General features: G+C 66.3%; 19 protein-coding genes and 1 pseudogene. 13 read left to right on the forward strand and 7 right to left on the reverse strand.

Annotation, left to right across the window (positions count from 1 at the left end; translation table 11 throughout):
• Window positions 1-4: 4 nt before the first annotated feature.
• Window positions 5-457, reverse strand: coding sequence for a GatB/YqeY domain-containing protein (locus RCO27_RS15795; protein ID WP_309003661.1), 453 nt, complete (start codon window positions 455-457; stop codon window positions 5-7).
• 152 nt (window positions 458-609) lie between these two features.
• Between RCO27_RS15795 and carA the strand changes: the two genes are divergently transcribed.
• The 3 genes from carA to RCO27_RS15810 are packed head-to-tail and all read left to right on the forward strand — an operon-like array spanning window position 610 to window position 2,601.
• A complete protein-coding gene (gene carA, locus RCO27_RS15800; RefSeq protein WP_309003974.1) occupies window positions 610-1,875 on the forward strand; it encodes a glutamine-hydrolyzing carbamoyl-phosphate synthase small subunit in 1,266 nt (421 codons plus the stop codon).
• Window positions 1,872-2,324: a hypothetical protein gene (locus RCO27_RS15805; RefSeq protein WP_309003662.1), complete on the forward strand. Its 453-nt coding sequence runs from the start codon at window positions 1,872-1,874 to the stop codon at window positions 2,322-2,324. Before carA ends, RCO27_RS15805 begins: the two co-directional genes overlap by 4 nt.
• Before the next feature lies 1 nt (window position 2,325).
• Entirely contained in the window at window positions 2,326-2,601 is a 276-nt protein-coding gene (locus tag RCO27_RS15810) for a hypothetical protein (RefSeq protein ID WP_309003663.1), read from the forward strand.
• Between the two features lie 140 nt (window positions 2,602-2,741).
• On the opposite strand, the gene RCO27_RS15815 is transcribed toward RCO27_RS15810, so the two are convergent.
• The gene (locus tag RCO27_RS15815) at window positions 2,742-3,095 is read right to left on the reverse strand and encodes an endonuclease domain-containing protein (RefSeq protein WP_309003664.1); all 354 of its coding nucleotides are present in this window, start codon (window positions 3,093-3,095) and stop codon (window positions 2,742-2,744) included.
• A gap of 64 nt (window positions 3,096-3,159) precedes the next feature.
• On the opposite strand from RCO27_RS15815, the gene carB reads away from it, so the two are divergent.
• The 6 genes from carB (at window position 3,160) to RCO27_RS15845 (ending at window position 10,011) form a co-directional block, all read left to right on the forward strand.
• On the forward strand, window positions 3,160-6,495 hold the full coding sequence (carB, locus tag RCO27_RS15820) for a carbamoyl-phosphate synthase large subunit (protein ID WP_309003665.1): 3,336 nt from the start codon (window positions 3,160-3,162) through the stop codon (window positions 6,493-6,495).
• Between the two features lie 80 nt (window positions 6,496-6,575).
• Entirely contained in the window at window positions 6,576-7,055 is a 480-nt protein-coding gene (gene greA, locus RCO27_RS15825; RefSeq protein WP_309003666.1) for a transcription elongation factor GreA, read from the forward strand.
• A gap of 14 nt (window positions 7,056-7,069) precedes the next feature.
• Window positions 7,070-7,708 carry a rhomboid family intramembrane serine protease gene (locus RCO27_RS15830; protein ID WP_309003667.1) on the forward strand — a complete coding sequence of 213 codons (639 nt, stop codon included), beginning with the start codon at window positions 7,070-7,072 and terminating at the stop codon, window positions 7,706-7,708.
• Between the two features lie 128 nt (window positions 7,709-7,836).
• Window positions 7,837-8,808 (forward strand): acetaldehyde dehydrogenase (acetylating), encoded by a 972-nt coding sequence (locus RCO27_RS15835; protein WP_374990393.1) that lies wholly within the window; start codon window positions 7,837-7,839, stop codon window positions 8,806-8,808.
• Complete coding sequence (gene dmpG, locus RCO27_RS15840; protein ID WP_309003669.1) at window positions 8,805-9,845, forward strand: 4-hydroxy-2-oxovalerate aldolase; 1,041 nt, start codon at window positions 8,805-8,807, stop codon at window positions 9,843-9,845. Before RCO27_RS15835 ends, dmpG begins: the two co-directional genes overlap by 4 nt.
• Window positions 9,846-9,864: 19 nt before the next feature.
• Window positions 9,865-10,011 (forward strand): hypothetical protein, encoded by a 147-nt coding sequence (locus RCO27_RS15845; protein ID WP_309003670.1) that lies wholly within the window; start codon window positions 9,865-9,867, stop codon window positions 10,009-10,011.
• Between the two features lie 632 nt (window positions 10,012-10,643).
• On the opposite strand, the pseudogene RCO27_RS15850 reads toward RCO27_RS15845, so the two are convergent.
• Window positions 10,644-11,411, reverse strand: a pseudogene (locus RCO27_RS15850) (PQQ-binding-like beta-propeller repeat protein); the annotation flags it as partial.
• A gap of 119 nt (window positions 11,412-11,530) precedes the next feature.
• Between RCO27_RS15850 and RCO27_RS15855 the strand changes: the two are divergent.
• On the forward strand, window positions 11,531-11,698 hold the full coding sequence (locus RCO27_RS15855) for a hypothetical protein (RefSeq protein WP_309003671.1): 168 nt from the start codon (window positions 11,531-11,533) through the stop codon (window positions 11,696-11,698).
• Window positions 11,699-11,876: 178 nt separating this feature from the next.
• Here RCO27_RS15855 and RCO27_RS15860 read toward each other — a convergent pair whose 3' ends face one another.
• Both RCO27_RS15860 and RCO27_RS15865 read right to left on the reverse strand, forming a co-directional pair.
• Window positions 11,877-12,716 carry a class I mannose-6-phosphate isomerase gene (locus tag RCO27_RS15860; RefSeq protein WP_374990394.1) on the reverse strand — a complete coding sequence of 280 codons (840 nt, stop codon included), beginning with the start codon at window positions 12,714-12,716 and terminating at the stop codon, window positions 11,877-11,879.
• 60 nt (window positions 12,717-12,776) lie between these two features.
• Entirely contained in the window at window positions 12,777-14,321 is a 1,545-nt protein-coding gene (locus RCO27_RS15865; protein ID WP_309003673.1) for an aldehyde dehydrogenase family protein, read from the reverse strand.
• Window positions 14,322-14,552: 231 nt separating this feature from the next.
• Between RCO27_RS15865 and RCO27_RS15870 the strand changes: the two genes are divergently transcribed.
• The 3 genes from RCO27_RS15870 to RCO27_RS15880 all read left to right on the forward strand — a co-directional run bounded on the left by RCO27_RS15870 (window position 14,553) and on the right by RCO27_RS15880 (window position 17,325).
• Entirely contained in the window at window positions 14,553-15,191 is a 639-nt protein-coding gene (locus tag RCO27_RS15870; RefSeq protein ID WP_309003674.1) for an XRE family transcriptional regulator, read from the forward strand.
• Window positions 15,192-15,269: 78 nt separating this feature from the next.
• Window positions 15,270-16,334 carry a membrane dipeptidase gene (locus RCO27_RS15875; RefSeq protein WP_309003675.1) on the forward strand — a complete coding sequence of 355 codons (1,065 nt, stop codon included), beginning with the start codon at window positions 15,270-15,272 and terminating at the stop codon, window positions 16,332-16,334.
• A gap of 40 nt (window positions 16,335-16,374) precedes the next feature.
• On the forward strand, window positions 16,375-17,325 hold the full coding sequence (locus tag RCO27_RS15880) for a hypothetical protein (protein WP_309003676.1): 951 nt from the start codon (window positions 16,375-16,377) through the stop codon (window positions 17,323-17,325).
• Between the two features lie 84 nt (window positions 17,326-17,409).
• Here RCO27_RS15880 and RCO27_RS15885 read toward each other — a convergent pair whose 3' ends face one another.
• Together RCO27_RS15885 and RCO27_RS15890 are read right to left on the reverse strand one after the other, a co-directional pair.
• On the reverse strand, window positions 17,410-19,866 hold the full coding sequence (locus tag RCO27_RS15885) for a TonB-dependent receptor domain-containing protein (protein WP_309003677.1): 2,457 nt from the start codon (window positions 19,864-19,866) through the stop codon (window positions 17,410-17,412).
• A 227-nt stretch (window positions 19,867-20,093) separates the two neighbouring features.
• Window positions 20,094-21,041, reverse strand: coding sequence for a hypothetical protein (locus RCO27_RS15890; RefSeq protein ID WP_309003678.1), 948 nt, complete (start codon window positions 21,039-21,041; stop codon window positions 20,094-20,096).
• Window positions 21,042-21,321 lie beyond the last annotated feature (280 nt).

The following is a 21,321-nucleotide window of genomic DNA, read 5'->3' on the forward strand; positions in this document are numbered from 1 at the left end:
ACCATCAGGAAAGCCGCGCTTTCACCGCGCCGCTGGCCTTCGACATATCCACCTCGCCGGCATGGCGCTCCTTCAGCACGGCCATCACCCGGCCCATGTCCTTGACGCTGGCCGCGCCGGTTTCGGCGACGATCGCGTCGATCGCGGCGGCGAGCTCGGCCTCGTCCATCTGTTTCGGTAGGAAGCCTTCGATCACCGCCACTTCGGCCGCCTCGGCGGCCGCCAGCTCGGCGCGGCCGCCTTTCTCGTACATGTCGATCGATTCGCGGCGCTGCTTGATCATCTTCTGGAGGACCTCGGTGACCAGCACGTCGTCCCCGGGCGGGTTGGCCGCGCCGCGCAGCTCGATGTCGCGGTTCTTCAGCGCCGACTGGATCAGGCGGATCGCGTCGCGGGTCGCGGTGTCGCCGCTCTTCATGGCGCCGACCAGCGCCTGTTTGATGTCATCGCGAATCATGGGGCTCTCGAACGTCTTTCGGGAAACGGCCTGCTTAGCCGGGCCGGGGCGACTTTAACAGGATTGACGCGCCCGCCCGACAGGCTTAGCGGCTGGGTCTTAGCGACATCGCCAGCCAAGCTTGAAGGAGTGCCCGCCCCGTGGCCGACACCATGAACACGCCTGCGCCATCGGGAGCGACGGGCGTATTGGTCCTGGCCGACGGCAGCACGATCTGGGGGAAGGGCTTCGGCGCCGAGGGCGAGGCGGTCGGCGAAGTGTGCTTCCACACCGCCATGACCGGCTATCAGGAGATCATGACCGATCCGAGCTTCGCCGGCCAGATCATCAACTTCACCTTCCCGCACATCGGCAATGTCGGCGCGAACTACGAGGATGTCGAGGCGGACAATCCGCACGCCCTCGGCTGCGTGGTGCGACAGGACGTGACGGCGCCGTCCAACTTCCGCGCGGTGCAGACCTTCGTCGAGTGGATGAAGGCGAACGGGCGGATCGGCCTCAGCGGCATCGACACGCGGGCGCTGACCCGGCTGATCCGGCTGCAGGGCGCGCCGAACGGCGTGATCGCCTTTTCCGAGGACGGACAGTTCGACCTCGACGCGCTGCGGGAGAAGGCACGGGCCTGGCCGGGGCTGGAGGGCATGGACCTCGCGAAGGAGGTGACGACCCGGCAGACGCATCGCTGGCAGGGCGGGCTCTGGCATCTGGGCGAAGGCTATGCGAGTACTCCCTCTCCCCGGCGGGGAGAGGGTGGGGGTGAGGGGGTTCGGCATTCGAGCGAACTCCCCGACGCCCGACCCCCTCACCCAACCCTCTCCCCCGAGGGAGAGGGCTTGCAAGGGGATACCCGCCCGCATGTCGTCGCGATCGACTATGGCGCCAAGCGCAACATCTTCCGCAATCTGGAGGCCGCCGGCGCGCGGGTGACCGTGCTCCCTGCCACCGCCACCTTCGACGAGGTGATGGCGCACGAGCCCGACGGCTTCTTCCTCTCCAACGGCCCGGGTGATCCGGCCGCGACCGGCGCGTACGCCGTGCCGGTGATCCGGCAGATGCTGGAGACCAAGAAGCCGCTGTTCGGCATCTGCCTCGGCCACCAGATGCTCGCCATCGCGGTCGGCGGGCAGACGGCCAAGATGCACCAGGGCCATCGCGGCGCGAACCATCCGGTGAAGCGGCTGGAGGACGGCCGGGTCGAGATCACCAGCATGAACCATGGCTTCGCGGTGGATGCGGAAAGCCTGCCCGACCATGTCCGCCAGACCCACATCAGCCTGTTCGACGGCAGCAATTGCGGCATCGAGCTGACGGATCGGCCGGCCTTCAGCGTGCAATACCATCCCGAGGCCAACCCGGGACCGCAGGACAGCATTTATCTGTTCGGGAAGTTCGTGGATCAGTTGGGGAAAGACGAATGAGAATTTATGCATTCGCTTCCAACACGTTAACGAACATATGGGCTGGTATTGGAGCTAGTCGTTGGGCTGTCAGCCCATCCGACAATGCAAGCTACACGAAGGGCCGTATTACCCACGCCCTCAAGATGCCCGTTGGTGCCGGCGGTATTCTATACTGCAACGAGACCAAGAGCTTCACCACTCCATTCATCGTTTACTCGTCACCGAATCCTGATGAACAGGTCGAAAATATTTGGCCCGAACCTTGGGTCCTTCCGTTTTCTATCAAGCCCCTCGGAGACCCAAGAAGGGCGATGACGATTGCGGAATCAAAGAGGGCTTTGCCCACTTTGCGAACTCAAGGCGCCAACCTGAACAATACAGTCTACGTCCATGGAAAAATGGCCTTCACTCAGTCCAAGCTGGGTGAAGCTGACTGGATGGTCCTAATAGAGAAGCTGGCGATTTAGCATGGATCATCGATCCGGTATTCTCTTGGCTTTGTTGTGTGCCGGTGTGGCGGGATGTGTCGCGCCGACCTTGTCGCAGCAGGACATCGCCTCCGTCTCTCAGCGATGCGGCGTGCCGGAGGGACTGCTCTCCCAGGACGTCGAGCAGCGCCGCTTCCTGATCCTCGAGCCGGTCAATGCCGCGCGGCCCGCGCCGGAGGTGGCCTGCGTCAACCAGTGGGCGCGGCGGCGGCATATGCGGCTTATCTACATCGAATCCATTGAGGAGGCGCAGTGATGGGGTCGGTTTGCCTCGGTGCTCCCTCTCCCTGGCGGGGAGAGGGTTGGGGTGAGGGGGCTCTGAGTCTACGGATACCCCCACGCGCCGAGCCCCCTCACCCTGCCCTCTCCCCGCCGGGGAGAGGGTTTGCACTGGCGTCATTCGCTGCGGTTGCGGGCGATCAGGAGTTCCCGGCGGATCGCTTCGAGGACGCCTTCGGTGTTGGCGAGGACGTCGTGGTTCCAGAAGCGAAGGACTCGATAGCCGTAGTTCTCGATGATCGCGGTTCTGGCGGCGTCGCGGGCGGCGCCATGTTGCCCGCCGTCCAGTTCGATCGCCAGCCTCGCCGTGCGGCAGGCGAAGTCGGCGACGAAATTGTCGATCTGGAACTGGCGGACGAATTTCTCGCCTTCGAGCTGGCGAGCACGGAGATGATGCCACAGCCGTTCTTCAGCTTCTGTCCGGTTCGCGCGCAGCTTGCGCGCGATCGGAGTCAGGCGCTTGCTTCCCAACTCAGTACCCCCTCACCCAACCCTCTCCCCGACGGGGAGAGGGCTTATCAGAGTCTCCGCATATATGCCTAAGCGTACCGACATCTCGTCCATCCTCATCATCGGCGCCGGCCCGATCGTCATCGGCCAGGCGGCGGAGTTCGATTATTCGGGGACGCAGGCGGCCAAGGCGCTGAAGGCCGAGGGCTATCGCATCGTCCTGGTCAATTCGAACCCGGCGTCGATCATGACCGATCCCGAGTTCGCCGACGCGACCTATATCGAGCCGATCACGCCCGCTTATGTCGCCAAGATCATCGAGAAGGAGCGGCCCGACGCGTTGCTGCCGACGATGGGCGGGCAGACGGCGCTCAACACCGCGCTGGCGCTCTTCAAGGACGGGACGCTGGAGAAATACGGCGTCCGGATGATCGGCGCCGATGCCGAGGCGATCGAGAAGGCCGAGGACCGGCTCAAGTTCCGCGAGGCGATGGACAAGATCGGGCTCGAATCCGCCCGTTCGGCGATCGCGCACAGCGTCGAGGAGGCGCTGGCGGGGCTGGAGAAGACCGGCCTGCCGGCGATCATCCGCCCCAGCTTCACGCTGGGCGGCACCGGGGGCGGCGTCGCCTACAATCGCGAGGAGTTCATCGCCATCGTCCAGGGTGGGCTCGAAGCCTCGCCGACCACCGAGGTGCTGATCGAGGAATCGCTGCTCGGCTGGAAGGAATATGAGATGGAGGTGGTCCGCGATCGTGCGGACAACGCCATCATCATCTGCTCGATCGAGAATGTGGACGCGATGGGCGTCCATACCGGGGATTCGATCACCGTCGCGCCGGCGCTGACGCTGACCGACAAGGAATATCAGATCATGCGCAATGCCTCGATCGCGGTGCTGCGCGAGATCGGCGTCGAAACAGGTGGTTCCAACGTCCAGTTCGCAGTCAATCCGAAGGACGGGCGGCTCGTCGTCATTGAGATGAACCCGCGGGTCAGCCGCTCCTCGGCGCTGGCGTCCAAGGCCACCGGCTTCCCGATCGCCAAGGTCGCCGCCAAGCTGGCGGTCGGCTACACGCTCGACGAGATCGACAACGACATCACCGGCGTCACCCCCGCTTCGTTCGAGCCGACGATCGACTATGTCGTCACCAAGATCCCGCGCTTCGCCTTCGAGAAGTTCAAGGACAGCGAGGCCGTGCTCTCGACCGCGATGAAGTCGGTCGGCGAGGTGATGGCGATCGGGCGGAACTTCCACGAGAGTTTGCAGAAGGCGCTGCGCGGGCTGGAGACGGGCCTGATCGGCCTCGACGGGGTGCGCGAGCTCTATGGCGCGTCGAAGGACGAGATTCTGGCCGCTCTCGCGGTGCCGGCGCCGGACCGGCTGCTCGTCGCCGCCCAGGCGCTGCGCGAGGGCCTGACCGTCGACGAAGTCCATGCGGTCACGAAGTACGATCCCTGGTTCCTCGAGCGGATCGACGAAATCGTCCAGACCGAGGAGTCCATCTGCCGCGACGGCCTGCCGGGCGATGCCGAGGGCCTGCGGCGCCTGAAGGCGATGGGATTCTCGGATCGGCGCCTTGCCGAGCTGAACCTCAAGTCGGCCAATGTCGCCGGTGGCGGGCAGAAGACCCGCATCCGCTCCTCCGGCCTGCTCCATGACGCGGTGAAGGGGATGATCGGCGCGACCACCGAGGACGAGGTCCGCCGGCTGCGCCACAAGCTCGGTGTCCGGCCGGTGTTCAAGCGGATCGACACCTGCGCCGCCGAGTTCGAGGCGAAGACGCCCTATATGTATTCGACCTACGAGGCGCCGACCTTTGGCGCGCCCGAGGACGAGAGCCAGCCGAGCGACCGCAACAAGGTCGTGATCCTCGGCGGCGGGCCGAACCGGATCGGGCAGGGAATCGAGTTCGACTATTGCTGCGTCCACGCCGCCTATGCGCTGAAGGAGGCCGGCTACGAGACGATCATGGTCAACTGCAATCCGGAGACGGTGTCGACCGACTACGACACGTCCGACCGGCTCTATTTCGAGCCGCTGACCGAAGAGGACGTGCTGGAGATCCTCCATGTCGAGCAGTCGAAGGGCACGCTTCACGGCGTCATCGTCCAGTTCGGCGGGCAGACGCCGCTGAAGCTCGCCGCCGCGCTGGAGAAGGAGGGGATCCCGATCCTCGGCACCTCGCCGGACGCGATCGACCTCGCCGAGGACCGCGAGCGCTTCGCCAGGCTGGTCGACAAGCTCGGCCTCAAACAGCCCAAGAACGGCATCGCGCGCAGCCGCGACGAGGCGATCGCGGTGGCCGAGCGAATCGGCTATCCGGTGCTGACCCGCCCGTCCTATGTGCTCGGCGGACGGGCGATGGAGATCGTCGATTCCCCGGTCCAGCTCGACGACTATATCCACACCGCCGTCCAGGTCTCCGGCGACAGCCCGGTGCTGATCGACCAGTATCTCAGGGATGCGATCGAGGTCGACGTCGACGCGCTCGCCGACGGCGATGAGGTCGTGATCGCCGGCGTCATGCAGCATATCGAGGAGGCGGGCGTCCATTCGGGCGACAGCGCCTGCTCGCTGCCGCCCTACAGCCTGTCCGCCGAGATCGTCGCCGAGATCGAGCGGCAGGCGACCGCGCTCGCCACGGCGCTCGGCGTCAAGGGCCTGATGAACGGCCAGTTCGCGGTGAAGGACGGCGAGGTCTACCTGATCGAGGTCAACCCGCGTGCCAGCCGCACCGTGCCCTTCGTCGCCAAGACGATCGGCACGCCCATCGCCAAGATCGCGGCGCGGGTGATGGCCGGCGAGAAGCTGAAGGACCTGCCGGCGATCAACCGCGACGTCGCCCATATCGCGGTCAAGGAGGCGGTGTTCCCGTTCGCGCGCTTCCCGGGCACCGATCCGGTGCTCTCGCCGGAAATGAAGTCCACCGGCGAAGTGATGGGAATCGATAGCGATTTCGCCACCGCCTTCCTGAAGTCCCAGCAGGGCGGGGGGATCGAGCTGCCGGACGCGGGCACGCTGTTCGTCTCCGTTAAGGACAGCGACAAGCCGGGAATCCTCGAGCCGGTCCGCACCCTGATCGGCCTCGGCTTCAAGGCCGTCGCGACCGGCGGTACCGCCGATTTCCTCGCCGGGAACGGCCTCGCGATCGAGCGGGTCAACAAGGTGGCGCAGGGCCGCCCGCACATTGTCGACCGGATCAAGGACGGTGGCATCGACCTCATCTTCAACACCACCGAGGGTTGGCAGAGCCACAAGGACTCCGCCTCGATCCGCGCTTCGGCCGTCCAGCAGAAGATTCCCTATTTCACCACCGCCGCTTCCAGCGCGGCCGTGGTGCTCTCGATCGCGGCGCGCCGGGAGCACAGCCTTGAAGTGCGGGCGCTGCAAGACTATTATTCAGCCTCCAAAGCGTAATCCTGAACAAGTTGGCTTGGACAAGGCGATATCCCAGGGAGGGGTCGCCCAAGCAGAATTTTTGACGAAAGGCACTGCGAATGGCGACGGTCGAGAAGCTGCCCATGCTCGCCGAGGGCTATGAGAAGCTCCAGACGGACGTGCGTCACCTGAAAACCGTGGAGCGGCCGCAGGTGATCGACGCGATCGAGGAAGCGCGCGCCCATGGCGACCTTTCCGAAAATGCGGAATATCATGCCGCCAAGGAACGGCAGGGCCAGATCGAGGCGCAGATCGCCGACATCGAGGACCGGCTCAGCCGCGCGATGGTGATCGATCCCAAGACGCTCAATGGCGACAAGGTGATCTTCGGCGCCACCGTCACCCTGCTCGACGAGAACGACAAGAAGATCAAATACCAGATCGTCGGCGAGACCGAGGCGGACGCCAAGGTCGGGCGGATCAGCTACGCCTCGCCGCTCGGCCGCGCGCTGATCGGCCGCACCAAGGGCGAGGAGGTCGAATTCTCGGCGCCGTCCGGCGACAAATATTACGAGATCGCCAAGATCGAATTCATCTAGGCGAGGGCACGCCCGTGCGGCCTCCCGACAGCTGGTCCAGCGCTCGCGTGACGCTGGTCGTCACGCTGGCGACCGCCGCAGCCTGGCTGATCGTCTGGATGCTCGGCGCCGACGGGTTGGCCGCTGTCTGGGGCGGCTTCATTCCGGCCCGCATCGGCGCCGTGGGCGACGAGGCGCTGGCGCCGATCTGGCTGACCCCGCTCACGGCGACCCTGGTCCACGCCAACTTCGCCCATGTCGCCCTCAACCTGCTGATCCTCGTGTTCTGCGGCCGACCGACCGAGGGCGTGCTCGGGCCGGTGAACATCGTGATCCTCTACGTGCTCGGCGCCTATGCGGCCGCGGCGGCGCAATGGGTGGTGCAGCCGGACTCGACGGTGCCGATGATCGGCGCGAGCGGAGCGATCTCGGCGGTGCTCGGTGCCTATTCGATCCTGTTCGGGCGCAACAAGGTGCGGGTGGCGAACCCGACGGTGGCACGCTGGCTCAACGCGCTGTGGCTGATGGTGGCGTGGGTCGTCCTGCAGATCGTCGTCGGCATCACCTTCGCCAGCGCCGGCATCGGCGTCGCCATCGCCGCCCATATCGGCGGCTTCGCGATCGGCCTGCTGCTGGCCAATCCGCTATTGCTGTTCCGCTATCGCAGGGCCTAGCCGGCGAACGAAAGCGCTCGTGCCCGAGGCTCGACATCTCAAAGAATGAGAGGTCGCCGCGGGCCGTTTTTGACAGTGGCGGGCATTTGAATGGACGTCTCTCCGCCTGAGAGGTGGAGGCGTACACGATGGAGTCTGCCGGACCGGCGAGGAAGGAGTCCTTGCCCAAGGCAAAAGCGGCGATCATCGGATCGGGCAATATCGGCACCGATCTGATGATGAAGGTGATCCGCACCTCGCAGCTGGTCGAGGTCGCGGCGCTGGTCGGGATCGATCCGGATTCCGACGGGCTGCGTCGCGCCGCCGAGCTCGGCATTGCCACCACGCATGGAGGCATGGACGGGCTCACCTGCCTCCCGGTCTGGCGTGACGGGGAGCTTGTCTTCGATGCGACGTCGGCGGGCGCGCACCGGCGCCACAACGATGTCGTCGCGGGCGCCGGCAAGGTGATGATCGACCTCACGCCGGCCGCGATCGGCCCCTATGTGATCCCGGTCGTGAACGGCGATCGTCATCTCGACGCCGCCAATCTCAACATGGTCACCTGCGGCGGCCAGGCGACCATTCCGATCGTCGCCGCCGTCGCCTCGGTCGCGACCGTCCACTATGCCGAGATCGTCGCCTCGATCGCGTCGAAGTCGGCCGGACCCGGCACCCGCGCCAATATCGACGAGTTCACCGAGACCACGGCGCGCGGCGTCGAGGAGGTCGGCGGCGCGGCCAAGGGCAAGGCGATCATCATCCTCAACCCGGCCGAGCCGCCGATGATCATGCGCGACACGGTGTTCACCCTGTCGTCGGGCGCCGGGGAGGCCGAGATCGAAGCGGCGGTGGAGGCGATGGTCGCACGGGTCCAGGATTATGTGCCCGGCTACCGCCTCAAGCAGAAGGTGCAGTTCGAGCGGTTCGGCTCGAACAATCCCGTCCACATCCCGGGCGTCGGCACGTTCGAGGGGATCAAGTCGACGGTGTTCCTCGAGGTCGAGGGCGCCGGCCACTATCTGCCGGTCTACGCCGGCAATCTCGACATCATGACCTCGGCGGCGCTCAGGACCGCCGAGAAGATCGTCGAGCGCCGCCGCGCGAAGGTCGCGGCATGAGCTTCGATCCGACCGCCACCAAGCTCTACATCCAGGACGTGACGCTGCGCGACGGCATGCACGCGATCCGGCACCAATATGGGCTGGGCCACGTCCAGGCAATCGCGCGGGCGCTCGACGAGGCCAAGGTCGATGCGATCGAGGTGGCGCATGGCGACGGCCTCAACGGCTCCAGCTTCAACTACGGCTTCGGCGCGCACACCGACTGGGCCTGGCTCGAGGCGGCGGCCGACGTCGTCCGCCATGCGCGGCTCACCACGCTGCTCCTCCCGGGCATCGGCACGATCGAGGACCTGAAGCAGGCGCACCGGCTCGGCGCGACCTCGGTCCGCATCGCCACCCACTGCACCGAGGCGGACATCTCGAAGCAGCATGTCGCCGCGGCGCGCGACCTCGGCATGGATGTCGCGACCTTCCTGATGATGGCGCACATGATCGCGCCGGACGCGCTCGCCGAGCAGGCGCGGCTCATGGAAAGCTACGGCGCGACCTGCGTCTACATCACCGACAGCGGCGGCGCGCTCGACATGGACGGCTACCGCGCCCGCTTCGAGGCGTTCGACCGGGTGCTGAAGCCGGAGACCGAGCGCGGCGTCCACGCGCATCACAATTTGTCGCTCGGCGTCGCCAATTCGATCGTCGCGGTGCAGAGCGGCGCGATCCGGATCGACGCGAGCCTTGCCGGCATGGGCGCCGGCGCGGGCAATGCACCGCTCGAAGTGTTCATCGGCGTGGCCTCGCTGAAGGGCTGGAATCACGGCGTCGACCTGTTGAAGGTGATGGACGCGGCCGAGGATCTGGTGCGCCCGATCCAGGACCGGCCGGTCCGGGTCGACCGCGAGACTTTGAGCCTCGGCTATGCCGGGGTCTATTCCTCCTTCCTGCGCCACGCGGAGAAGGCGAGCCGCGACTATGGCGTGGACACGCGCGCCATCCTGGTCGAGCTCGGCCGCCGCCGGATGGTCGGCGGGCAGGAGGACATGATCGTCGACGTCGCGCTGGACCTTCTCAAGGAGGCCGGGAAGGCCGGCAACTGAAGGGAGAGGGAGGAAGGATATGCACCGCAGGGAATTTCTGGGCCTCGCCGCACTGATGCCGGCGCTGGCGGCCTTTCCGGGCCTGGCGGAGGCGCGGCGGCCGGACCTGTCGCGCGGCCAGCGGCTGAGCACAGCGGGGGAGAAGACGGAGCCGCCGAGCTTATAATCGGCCACGAGCCGCTCCGCCTCGGCGCGCAGCTCCGGCGTGAAGTCGATGAGATCATCCGGGCGGACGCCCTGCCGGTCGAAGGCGGGCGGGCGCGTCGGATGCGGCTGGGTGCGCGCATACCATTCGGTCGGCACGTTGCCGCGCGGGACGGGACGCTCGCGGATCGGCCAGACCGGCCGGCCTGTCTCGCGATCGAGCACGAACAGCCAGCCATGCTTGACCGGCTGTGCGATCGCCTTGATCGCGCGTCCGTCGACGGTGAGGTCGGCGAGGATCGCCGCGCAGGGAATGTCCATGTCCCAGATGCCGTGATGGACGGTCTGACAGTGCCAGCGCCGCTCGCCGGTGCGCACGTCGAGCGCGACGATGCTCTCGCCGAACAGGCCGTTGCCGGGGCGGTGGCCGCCATACCAGTCGCCGGTCGGCAGCTCGATCCCGACATAGACGAGGCCAAGCTCGGGATCGGCGCTCATCTGGGCCCAGCTGCCGGTGTTGCCGACGCGCTCGGCGGACCCGTTCAGCCACGTCTCGTGGCCAAACTCGCCCGGGCGCGGCACCGGGTGGAAGATCCACAGCCGCCGGCCGGTCCGCACGTCATAGCCGCGGATCTTGCCCTTGACGTTCCCGTTGCGGGCATTGGGGAACATGGACGGGAAATGGGCCGAGCCGACGACGACCACGTCGCCGACGACCAGTGGCGTCGCGTGCAAGCCGACGTCCGCCGTTGCCGCGACCTCTTCGTCCATCTCGCGCTTGAGGTCGACGATCCCGTTCGCGCCGAAGCTCTGCACGGGGTGGCCGGTGCGCGCGTCGAGCGCGATCATCTGGTAGCCGGGCGTCACGTAGAGGATCCGCCCGACCCCGCCGTCGGTCCAGTAGCTGAGGCCGCGGCCGCTGCCGGTGCGCGGCGCGCGTGCGCCGCGTTCGCCCTCGTCGATGTTGAATTTCCACAGCAGCTCGCCGGTCTGCGCGTCGAGCGCGACCGCGGCGCGCCGCGAGCCGGCGGTAAGATACAGGACGCCGTTCACCATCAGCGGCGTCGCCTGGAGATTGGGGTCGGGCCGGGGGCCGAGATTGTCGGACCGGAACGTCCAGGCGAGCTCGAGCCGGCCGAAATTTTCGGCAGTGATCTGATCGAGCGGCGAATAGCGGGCGCTGGCAAGGTTGCCGCCGTAGGTCGGCCACTGGCCGTCGCGCGTGCCGATGGCAATCGCATCGCGCCGCGCCGCCGGACGCGGCGCCGGCTGGGCGGCCAATGGCGCCGACTTCGCCGCCAGAACAAGGGCGAGCGCCGTCGCCCCCAGATCGCGTCTCGTGATCCTCATGCATCCTCCGCGGGAGCCACGACGTCGATCGGTGTCGTTTCGGCCCGCGGCCGAGCCTTTCGAAACGCGCATCCAAGTCAAAAAACGGGCCGCCGATCCTCTCAAGGAATGAGCGGCGAGCGCGACCTTCGTTTTGCGGTCGCGAAGGTCGTGGCTAGGATTGCCGTCAACAAGGTGTTTGAGGCTGATCCATGACCTGGCGTTTCAAGGCGTTCTTCGTTCTGGCCCTTGCCGCGTCGCAGCTCTCCGCGGCGCTCTCGCAGTCCGGCACGGGTGGCGCGCCCGACCCCGACCGCTCTTTGGTCGAAAACAAGTGTACGGGCTGCCATCTTGCAGCGACCTACACGACGCAGCACTGATCCGAGGCGCAGTGGGCCGAAACCATCGAACGCATGGTCGCGCACGGCGCCGAGATCACCGACGCCGAATATTCGCGAATCCTCACCTATCTCACGCGTCACCATCCGGCGGCGTCCCGGGGAGATCGAGGCCCCTGACGGATTCGATCCGTCTGCGTCCGGATGCGCGGCCGTAAGATCAGTCGAATGCGGAGATGCGACGGGCAAGCGGATAGGCGATCAGGACGTCGCCCGTCCGGATCGCGTCGAAAAAGGTTCTTCCGTCGATTCGCCAGACCTCGCCGGCCGTCCAGCGCTCGCCGTCCAGGCTGCCCTCGCCGGACAGCGGGACGAACCAGCCGGGAACAGGATCGGGCAGGGTCAAGGTGCGACCGGATTCAAGCGTCCAGCGTTCGAGGACGAACTTTGGGCCCTCGCACAGGATCATGCGGCCGGGTCCGGCTTCCTCGGGCGTGAAATTCGGCTCGAACGGCTGCGCGTTCGAGACGGCGATCCCGGCATCGAGATGGAGCGCGCGGGGACGGCCATAATCATAGAGCCGGTAGGTCAGGTCGACATTCTGCTGGACTTCCACGAGCGTGATGCCGGCGCCGATCGCGTGCACCGTGCCCGCCGGCGAATAGAAGACATCGCCCGCCTGCACCGGGCGCCAGTCCATCATCGCCTCGATGCTCCCGTCCTCCGCCGCGGCGCGAAGACGGGGGTGATCGACGGAAGATCGGGTGCCGATGGCGATGGTCGAATCCGCCGCCGCATCGAGGACGAGCCAGGCTTCGTCCTTGCCGCGCGGATGGCCGGAAGCCCGGGCCGCGGCATCGTCGGGATGGACCTGGATGGAAAGCCGTTCCGACGTGAACAGATATTTCACCAGCAGCTCGGCCTGCGGATCGGCATCGTCCTGGAACCAGATCTCGCCCACCGGGCCCTGGTCCGGCGCCGGGTCCGCGAAGCCGGGCCACAGGCTCCGGCGTCCCCACGGCTTTTCGACCCGGTGCATTTTCAATCGCCTGGCTGGCATTCCGCGCCTCCTGCCATCGGCGATACATCACAAAGGCCGCGCCGCGCGGAATTTCTTGCGCTACTCCGGCAGCTCGAACCGGATGCCCTGCGCCAGCGGCAGCGCGCCCGAGAAGTTCACCGTCGAGGTCGCGCGGCGCATATAGTTCTTCCAGCTGTCCGAGCCTGCGACGCGCCCGCCGCCGGTCGCCTTGTTGCCGCCGAACGCGCCGCCGATCTCGGCGCCGCTGGTGCCGATGTTGACGTTGACGATGCCGCAGTCGCTGCCCAGCGCCGACTGGAAATATTCGGCTTCGCGAATGTCTTGCGTGAAGATGCTGGAGGACAGTCCATAGGGCGTCGCATTGTTGAGGAGCACGGCCTCGTCCAGCTCCGCATAGGGCATGATGTAGAGGATCGGCGCGAAGGTCTCCTCGCGGACGATCGCGGTCTGCGCCGGCATCTCGACGATCGCGGGGAGGACATAGACGCCGTCCCCGACCAGGCCCGCGAGCCGCTCGCCGCCATGGACCCGCCCGCCCTGCTGCCGGGCTTGGTCAAGCGCGGCCTGCATCCTCTCGAACGCGCGCTCGTCGATCAGCGGGCCGATATGTACGGCCGGATCGAGCGGGTGGCCGATACACATCTGCTGCGCCGCGTCGATCAGGCGCTGGGTGAAGGTCGCGCGGATCGACTGATGGAGGAACAGCCGGCGCAGCGTCGTGCAGCGCTGACCCGCCGTCCCGAAGGCGGAGAAGAGGATCGCCCGCAACGCGAGCGCCAGATCGGCGCTCGGCGTCACGATCGCGGCATTGTTTCCGCCCAGCTCGCAGATCACCCGAGCGAAGCGGGTGCCGGCCCGGCCGAGGACGTCCTGCCCCATCGCCGTGCTGCCGGTAACGCTGAGAATGGCAATATCCGGATGCTCGGCGAGCGCCCGCCCGATCGCTGCGCCGCCGAGCACCACCTGCATCAGATCGGCGGGTGCCTGCGCGTCCTCGGCGATCGCCTGGTCGAGCAGGCCGGCGAAGGCGAGGGCGGTGAGCGGTGCCTTCTCGGAGGGCTTCCAGATGCCGCTGTTGCCGCACACCAGCGAGACCGCCATCCCCCACGACCAGACCGCGGCCGGGAAATTGAAGGCGGAGACGAGGCCGAACACGCCCATCGGATGCCAGTGTTCGGACAGATGATGGCCGGGGCGCTCGGAGGGCAACGTGCGTCCGCCGATCTGGCGCGACAGGCCGACGGCATAATCACAGATGTCGATGACCTCCTGTACCTCGCCGAGCGCCTCCTGCTCGATCTTGCCGTTCTCGAGCGAGATCAGGCGGGCGAGTGCCGGCTTGTGCATGCGCACCCGGTCGCCGAAGCGCCGGATCAGCTCGCCACGCGCCGGGGCGGGCACGCGGCGCCAGGCGTCGAAGGCCTGGACCGCGCGCGAGACGACGCCGTCGATGTCCGCCGCGGTCGTCGGCTCCAGCCCGGCCAGGAGGCTGCCATCGACGGGCGAGCGTACCGCCAGGGATCCGTTCACGTCGGGGCCGTCGAGCCCGAGGCTCGCGAGGAGTCCCGCGACATGACGCGCGGAATCTGCACCGGCCGGCGCAAAGGAGTTGGTCAGAGTCATCGGCAAAAGTCTCCAATATGGTATCGGAAGGAACTGTGTTCCGATAGTAAAATTATTGACTATTGGAATAGTCGGGCTTCGCCAGAGTGGCAATAGGCCGAAGGATTCCTGAGGCCCGTGCAGCCTGGCGCCGACCGGCGTCGGGAAATTTGACCATGGCTTTAGTCGAATATTTTTCTTTCGGAAAAGCGCGTATAGACCGGCGATGCGGCCTTGCTCCGAGCCCGCTCAGTGGAAGACGTGCAGATGGTCAAACGAATAGCCAGTGCCAACGAAGCGGTTCGGGAAGCTCAGCAAGGCAATGGGTTGAGCAGTGAGCCAATCCATCTCGGACACAGGCTGCGCCGATTGCGTCGCGACAAGGGGATGACGCTCGAAGAAGCCGGGCGGATCACCGGCCTGGCGGCGTCGACGCTTTCGAAAATCGAGAACAATATGATGTCACCGACCTTCGACGTCGTCCAGAAACTCGTCAGTGGTCTGAATATCGACATCACCTACTTGTTCGGCCAGTCGCGCGGCACGGAAGCCTCCGGTCGCCGCAGCGTCACCAAGGATGGCGATGGCCGGGTGATGGAAACGCAGGTCTATCGTCATCGCCTTCTCGCCACCGAATTGGTGCACAAACGCATCCTGCCATTCGTGACACGGATCAAGGCACGGAGTCTGGCCGACTTTACCGAATGGTCATGCCATGCCGGCGAGGAGTTTTTCTACGTGCTGAGCGGCGAGGTCTGCTTCAACACCGAACATTACGAGCCGGTCGTCTTGGGAGCGGGTGACAGCATCTACATCGACAGCGGCATGCGCCACGCCTGCTATTCGACCAGCAAGGAGGATGCCGAGGCGATCTGGATCAACACCGGCTAGGGTGTTCTTCGAAGATATTCCTGCCTTGCAGAAATTTTCCGATCGGATAATCTGGCAGAAAATTCGAGGAGGCACGGGATGAACCGACGCAGCTTCATGCTGGGATGCGCGACCGCCCTGTCCTTCGCAGGAGGAGCCTGGGCGCAGCCGGCGCGGCGACGGACGCCGCTGATCTTCGATGCGATGGGCGAGCTGCGGACGACCTACGACCGCGCCCTCATCACCGAGATGAAGCAGAGCGGGCTCGATGCGATCACGCTCACGCTCTGCGATCCCAAGACGGTTGGCCCGCGCGCCTTCGAGGAGGCGGTCGCCGCGATCCGCGAGCATGACCGCTTTGTCGCGGCGAACAGCGACCTGCTTCTCTTCGCGACCAGTGCCAGCGATATCGACCGCGCCCGGGAAAGCGGCCGGATCGCGGTCTTCTACTATTTCCAGAACACCGAGCCGTTCGGGGCGGACCTCGACAATGTCGCGCTCTTCCACCGGCTCGGCATCCGCTCCTGCCAGCTCACCTACAATTTCCAGAACCGCGCCGGATCGGGCAGCCGCGAGCCGGCCGGCAATGGCATCAGCGTGTTCGGCCGTCAGCTCGTCGAGCGGATGAATCGCGAGCGGATGCTGATCGATCTCTCGCACGCCAACATGAAGACGATGGCCGATGCGATCGCCGCCTCCAGCGCGCCCGTCATCGTCTCCCACACCGGCTGCACGGGCGTCTACGAGAACTACCGGAACACGACGGACGAGAATCTGCGGGCCCTCGCCGACAAGGGCGGCGTCGTCGGCATCTACCAGATCCGCCCCTTCCTGACCGCGCGCCCGAGCAACGCGGCGCTGCCCGATTACTTCGCCCATATCGACCACGCGGTGCGCACCTGCGGCGCCGACCATGTCGCGATCGGCAGCGACCGCGACCACCGCGTCATCGTCATGACCGAAGCCTATCTCGCCGAGGTGCGCCGCGAGGAGGGCAGCAACTTCCACGAGGCCGACTGGCCGCTGTTCATCGACGAGCTCAATGGCCCACGCCGCATGGAGGTGGTGTGGGACGGGCTGCGCCGGCTCGGCTATGCCTCGGGCGACATCGAGAAGATCCTCGGCGGCAACCTCAGGCGGCTCTACGAAACCGTGATCGGCTGACCGCCCTTCCCCCATTCCCGACGATCGGAGCCCCGCATCCATGAAGAGCCGTGTCAGCCCATTCGCCCTCGCTGTCGCTGCCCTCTGGGCCGCCGGCCCCGCCCACGCGCAAGACGGGGAGATCCCCCTCCCGTATCGCGGGGCGCACTGCACGACGACGCTGACGGACCAGCCCGCCCGCCCGCCCGCTTTCCCACCCGCCGTGCAGACCCGGCTGGATCAGGACCTGCGCATTGCCGAGGCCGCGCTGTCCATTGCGCCGGACCGCGAGGATCATCATATCTGGCTCGGGCGGCGCCTTTCCTATCTCGGCCGGCTGTGCGAGGCGATCGACGCCTTCTCGCGCGGGATCGAGCGCTTCCCGGACAGCTACAAGCTGCGCCGTTTCCGGGGCCAGACGCTGACCCGGGTGCGCGCCTTCGATCTTGCGGTCCGGGATTTCGAGCGGGCCGCCGCGCTGGATGCCGGCGCCACCGACAGTTTCGAGCCCGACGGCGCGCCCAATGCGCAGAATCTCGCGCTCGGCACCTATCGGTCGAACATCTTCTATTACCTTGCCCAGACCCAGTTCGCGACCGGCGACTATCGCGGCCTCGTCGCCAACATGGAGCGCTCGATCGCCGCGATGCCGGCCCACATCCTGCCCGAGCATCTGATCCCGACCACCTTCTGGCGCTACCTCGCGCTCAGGAAGGCGGGCGAGGGCGCGGCGGCGCAGCAGCTGCTGGCCGCGCTGTCCGACGACATCCGGCCGGTCGAAGCGGCGCAATATTATGAGGCAGTGCGGCTGCTGCGCGGGCAGGTGCGCGAAGAGGCGCTCACCATGCCGCGCGATTCCATTGTCCGTTTCGCAGTGGCGATGAAGCATCGCTTCGATGGCGACGAGGCCGGTGCCCGTCTGCGCCTCGCTGCCCTGATCGCCGATACGCCCAACGGCTACTGGCCCGCCGAGGTCGAGCTGGCCATGTCCGATCGCGGGCGATCCCGCTAGCCGCAAAAGAAAGGCCGGACCTGCGTCCGGCCTTTCCCCGACAGGTGCCCCGGCCGACGGGCGGGGGTCGGCCGGGACGATCGATCAGAACCGGTAGCGCAGCCCCGCATAATAATAGCCGCCGCTGAGGCCGAAGGGGCTGTGATTGTCGTGGATGATGCCGAGCGCCCGGATCGCCGGGCCGCGATCCGGCGGCAGGATGTTGAACAGGTTGCGCGCCCCCACATTGACGTCGACATTCTCCAGCGCATGGTAGGTCACCTCGAGATCGACCAGCATCACGCCCTCGCGGGGCAGGAAGGTGGTGCCGGCACGCCGCCGCCACGGACCGTAATAGACGCCGCGGGCGGTCAATTCGAAATCGCCGACCTGATGGGTGGCTGTGAGGTTGGCGCGCCAGCGCGGCGTGCCGCGCTCGAACTCCTGGACCGTGCCGGCGTCGAAGAAGCCGGTGGGATCGCTGCGCAGGATCTGCTCGTTGTAGTTGATCGCGGCGCTGAGCTCGGTCGTGTTGCTGTCGTTCCAGCGCAGCCGGTAGGTGCCGACCAGATCGAAGCCGCGCACGCGGGTATCGAGCTTGTTCTGGAAGAAGCGCACCTGCTGGACCGAGGCGCCGTTGGGGAAGCCCAGGGCGACGAGCGCCGCGCGCTGCGCCGCGGTGGTGGTGATCGGCGGGGTGAGCAACAGTCGGTCGTCGACGTCGATCTGGTAGAAATCGAGCGTCGCGGTGAAGCCGCCGGTGTTGACGACGATGCCGGCCGAGATGTTGAACGAGGTTTCCGGCACGAGCGGAGTCGAGCCGAACACCTGCGCCGCCGGCGAGCCGGGGATCAGCACGGCATCGAGGATGAAGTCGTTGGTGACGGGGCTGATCTGCGACGTCTGGCTGGTGCCGAACAGTTGCCCGGCCGCCGGGGCGCGGAAGCCCGTACTGACTGCCCCGCGGATCGCGACGGCGTCGGCGAGCTCGTAGCGGGTCGCGACCTTGTAGCTGAAATTGTCGCCGAACGCGGCATAGTCCTCGTAGCGGCCGGCGACCTGGACCTCCCACCGGTCGGTGACATCCACATCGAGCTCGATGAAGGCCGCATAGCTGTCGGTCGAGAAGGAGCCGGCGATGTCGGGCGTGAAGCCCTGGAAGCCGTTCGAGCCGACCGGCAGGTCGCGCAGCGGGCCGACGGCATAGGAGGCAGGGTCGCCGACGCCGATCTCGTAGGTCTCGCGTCGGTAGCTGACGCCGCCGAAGAGCAGGATCGAGTCGCTGAACTGGTAGGACGCTTCGGCCGTGCCTTCAACCTCGCGCTGGAGCAGCGAGCCGGGCCGGAAGCTGGTCGGCGAGTTCACGCCGAGCGAGGGATTGATCGAATTGTCGAGCCGGTAGCGCACCTTGCTGACGCCGATCCGTCCGCCGAGATCGAAGGTGAAACGGCCATCGTCATATTTCACGCCCGCGACGGTGCTGAAGTCGGTCAGACGCCCGCTGAACTGCGGCACGTAGCCGCCCGGATAGATGCGGGTGAGATCGAAGATCTCGGGGTGCGCCGGCGTCCCGTCATAGATCGAATTGCCGAACGAGACGTGGGCGGGGAATCCACCCGCCGCGCGCGACTGGCGATAGGAGAAACCCACCGTGCTGTCCGACTGCATGTAGTTGCCGAACATATAGGCGTTGACGTCCGAGCCGAGCTCGATCCCCGAATTCCAGACCAGCTTGTAGGCACGGTAGAAGGGCTCGCCGAGCTCGGCAGGATAGCGGGGGACACCTTGAACGCCCTGGGCCCGCAATGCCTCGGCTCCGGCCACCGGCCCGCCGCGGAAGGTCTTGTCCTGGCGCGTGAACTGGCCGCTCACGTTGAGGAAGCCGCTCCGCGTCAGCGGCAGGCCGATATTGCCCTGGAGGTCGATCGTGTAGCCGTCGCCCTCATAATATTGGCCCATCTGGGCGGCGAGCGTGCCGCCTTCATTGTCGTCGCGCAGCGCGAGGTTGATGACGCCGGCAATCGCGTCCGATCCGTACTGGGCGGCGGCGCCGTCGCGCAGCACCTCGACCCGCTCGAAGGCGATCGGCGGGATCGCGTTGAAATCCTGACCCTGCGAGCCGGAGGTCGTCGCGTGACCGGTGCCGATCTGGACGATCGCGGAGCGATGCCGCCGCCGGCCGTTCATCAGCAGCAGGACATGGTCGGCGGGCGAGCTGCGCAGCGTCACGGGGCGAACGAAGGAGGAGCCGTCGTTGAGCGGCAGGCGCTGGGCATTGAAGGAGGGCACGAGGCTGCGCAGCGAATCGTTGAGATCGGTATAGCCCGACCGCTCGAGCGCCTCGGGCTGAAGGATGTCGATCGGCACCGTGCTTTCGAGCACGCTGCGATTGGCACGCCGGCTGCCGATGACGACGATCTCGCCCGGCCCTTCGTCGGACGCAGCGAGTTCCGTGCCCGCCTCCGGGGCAGGCTCAGGCTGAGCGGGCACAGTCTGGGCCTGCGCCGCGCCTGCGCCCATGAGCGCCATCGCCATGACCGACGGTCCGAGCGCAACCTTCATTCCAATCATCGTGTGAAACCTCCCCTTTTGGCCCGCCCGCCCGGGCCCTGACCCGGCGGAACGCTTCGCGGTGCACTGCCTCCGCGAGCCTTCCTTTCCGATATTGCGATTTCTAACAGAAATTTTCCGATAATAAAAGTACCGCACGCGTGTCGCCGTTCTGGGAAACGCGACGATGAGGGATCGGCGATGCTGCGAGCTTCCAGGAAACTCCGCCGCGCGATCGGCTAAGGCGTCCGACGCGCGTTGTGGAAGGCGAGGTCGGCCTCGGCGGCGATATAGGCGAAGTTCGCCCAGCCGGGCCCGTTGACGATCTCGTTCATCAGCGCGAAGGCCCGGTCCCGATTGCCATTGTAGAGATGCCAATTGGCCACGCCGTAGCCCGAGGCGACGCCTTCGAAGCTGTGCAGGCTGTGGCGCAGCACCTCTTCCTCGCTGACCTCGCCCTTGGCGAAGCGCAACGCGAGAAGGTACATGCCGGACTCCAGCAGGTCGAGCGTATCGGCCGCCGGCACGGTCTGCAGGAACGCGGCCGCCTCCTGATCCGCGCCCATCCGCCGCAGCGTCATATAATACCAGTGCGACGCCGAGATCCGGCGATCGTCGTTGCCGGCGACCGCCAGTTCCTGCTCATAGGCGCGGCGCGCATTCCGCCAGTCACGCTTGAGATAGTAAGCGAGCCCGAGGTGATAGCGGATGTTGCTGTGGAGGGTCGAAATCGGAATGCCGCGTGCATTCGGGGCGCCGTCCGGCTCGATCTCGTCCCGGGTTCCTTCGATCAGCCGGTTCGCCCGCTCGAGATCCTCCACTGCGCGGTCAAACTGCCGGGTGGTGATGTAACGATGCCCGCGATGGCGCAGGAAGCGTGCGTCGCGGGGAAACCGCTCCACGCCGATGCCGAAGATGCGGATCGCCTCGTTGAAGCGGCCGAGATAGGCGGTACGCCGGCCATACCAGACGAGCTTGTCGGGGTTGCTGGGATCGGCCTCATAATCCGCCTTCGCCGCCTCGTATCTCGCGAGCGCTTCGGCCGAAGGTGATGCAGATCGGAGAGGCGCGCCCAGGAGGGAGATTGCCTCCGGCGCGGGCGGCTGCTCCCCTGCGGCAGGCTGATGCGCCAGGATGGACGACGTCGGAAGGAGGGTAAACGCCACCAGCAGCAAGGCGTATGACATCCTCAATTTCTGCATGCAATCTCCCTCCTCCGGCATTGTCGACGGTGTCGCCGAAGAAGGCATTCCTATAGGAAAATTATTGCCGATCAAGCATATTTGCCTGTCATATGGCATGGTCATGCCCTGATGACGACGCCTCCAACTCAAGAGGTCACGATACTTTGGTGGCGTTCATAAGGTCAGGAGCAGGGTGAACAGGCACACCGGTTATGCCTCCTATCGGGCAGACCATTGCTACTATTGGAGGTGGTTTGCCGATTCGGCGTCGGGAGTGGCGTTG

The organism is Sphingosinicella sp. LHD-64, from assembly GCF_031157375.1.
GTDB lineage: Bacteria > Pseudomonadota > Alphaproteobacteria > Sphingomonadales > Sphingomonadaceae > Allosphingosinicella.

Coding starts and splice junctions, on each gene's coding strand:
- RCO27_RS15890 (WP_309003678.1), bottom strand. CDS start 21,041: ATGTCATACGCCTTGCTGCTGGTGGCGTTTACCCTCCTTCCGACGTCG.
- greA (WP_309003666.1), top strand. CDS start 6,576: ATGGCGACGGTCGAGAAGCTGCCCATGCTCGCCGAGGGCTATGAGAAG.
- RCO27_RS15805 (WP_309003662.1), top strand. CDS start 1,872: ATGAGAATTTATGCATTCGCTTCCAACACGTTAACGAACATATGGGCT.
- RCO27_RS15875 (WP_309003675.1), top strand. CDS start 15,270: ATGAACCGACGCAGCTTCATGCTGGGATGCGCGACCGCCCTGTCCTTC.
- RCO27_RS15810 (WP_309003663.1), top strand. CDS start 2,326: ATGGATCATCGATCCGGTATTCTCTTGGCTTTGTTGTGTGCCGGTGTG.
- RCO27_RS15855 (WP_309003671.1), top strand. CDS start 11,531: ATGACCTGGCGTTTCAAGGCGTTCTTCGTTCTGGCCCTTGCCGCGTCG.
- carA (WP_309003974.1), top strand. CDS start 610: ATGAACACGCCTGCGCCATCGGGAGCGACGGGCGTATTGGTCCTGGCC.
- RCO27_RS15845 (WP_309003670.1), top strand. CDS start 9,865: ATGCACCGCAGGGAATTTCTGGGCCTCGCCGCACTGATGCCGGCGCTG.
- RCO27_RS15795 (WP_309003661.1), bottom strand. CDS start 457: ATGATTCGCGATGACATCAAACAGGCGCTGGTCGGCGCCATGAAGAGC.
- RCO27_RS15880 (WP_309003676.1), top strand. CDS start 16,375: ATGAAGAGCCGTGTCAGCCCATTCGCCCTCGCTGTCGCTGCCCTCTGG.
- RCO27_RS15860 (WP_374990394.1), bottom strand. CDS start 12,716: ATGCCAGCCAGGCGATTGAAAATGCACCGGGTCGAAAAGCCGTGGGGA.
- RCO27_RS15835 (WP_374990393.1), top strand. CDS start 7,837: ATGGAGTCTGCCGGACCGGCGAGGAAGGAGTCCTTGCCCAAGGCAAAA.
- dmpG (WP_309003669.1), top strand. CDS start 8,805: ATGAGCTTCGATCCGACCGCCACCAAGCTCTACATCCAGGACGTGACG.
- carB (WP_309003665.1), top strand. CDS start 3,160: ATGCCTAAGCGTACCGACATCTCGTCCATCCTCATCATCGGCGCCGGC.
- RCO27_RS15865 (WP_309003673.1), bottom strand. CDS start 14,321: ATGACTCTGACCAACTCCTTTGCGCCGGCCGGTGCAGATTCCGCGCGT.
- RCO27_RS15885 (WP_309003677.1), bottom strand. CDS start 19,866: ATGAAGGTTGCGCTCGGACCGTCGGTCATGGCGATGGCGCTCATGGGC.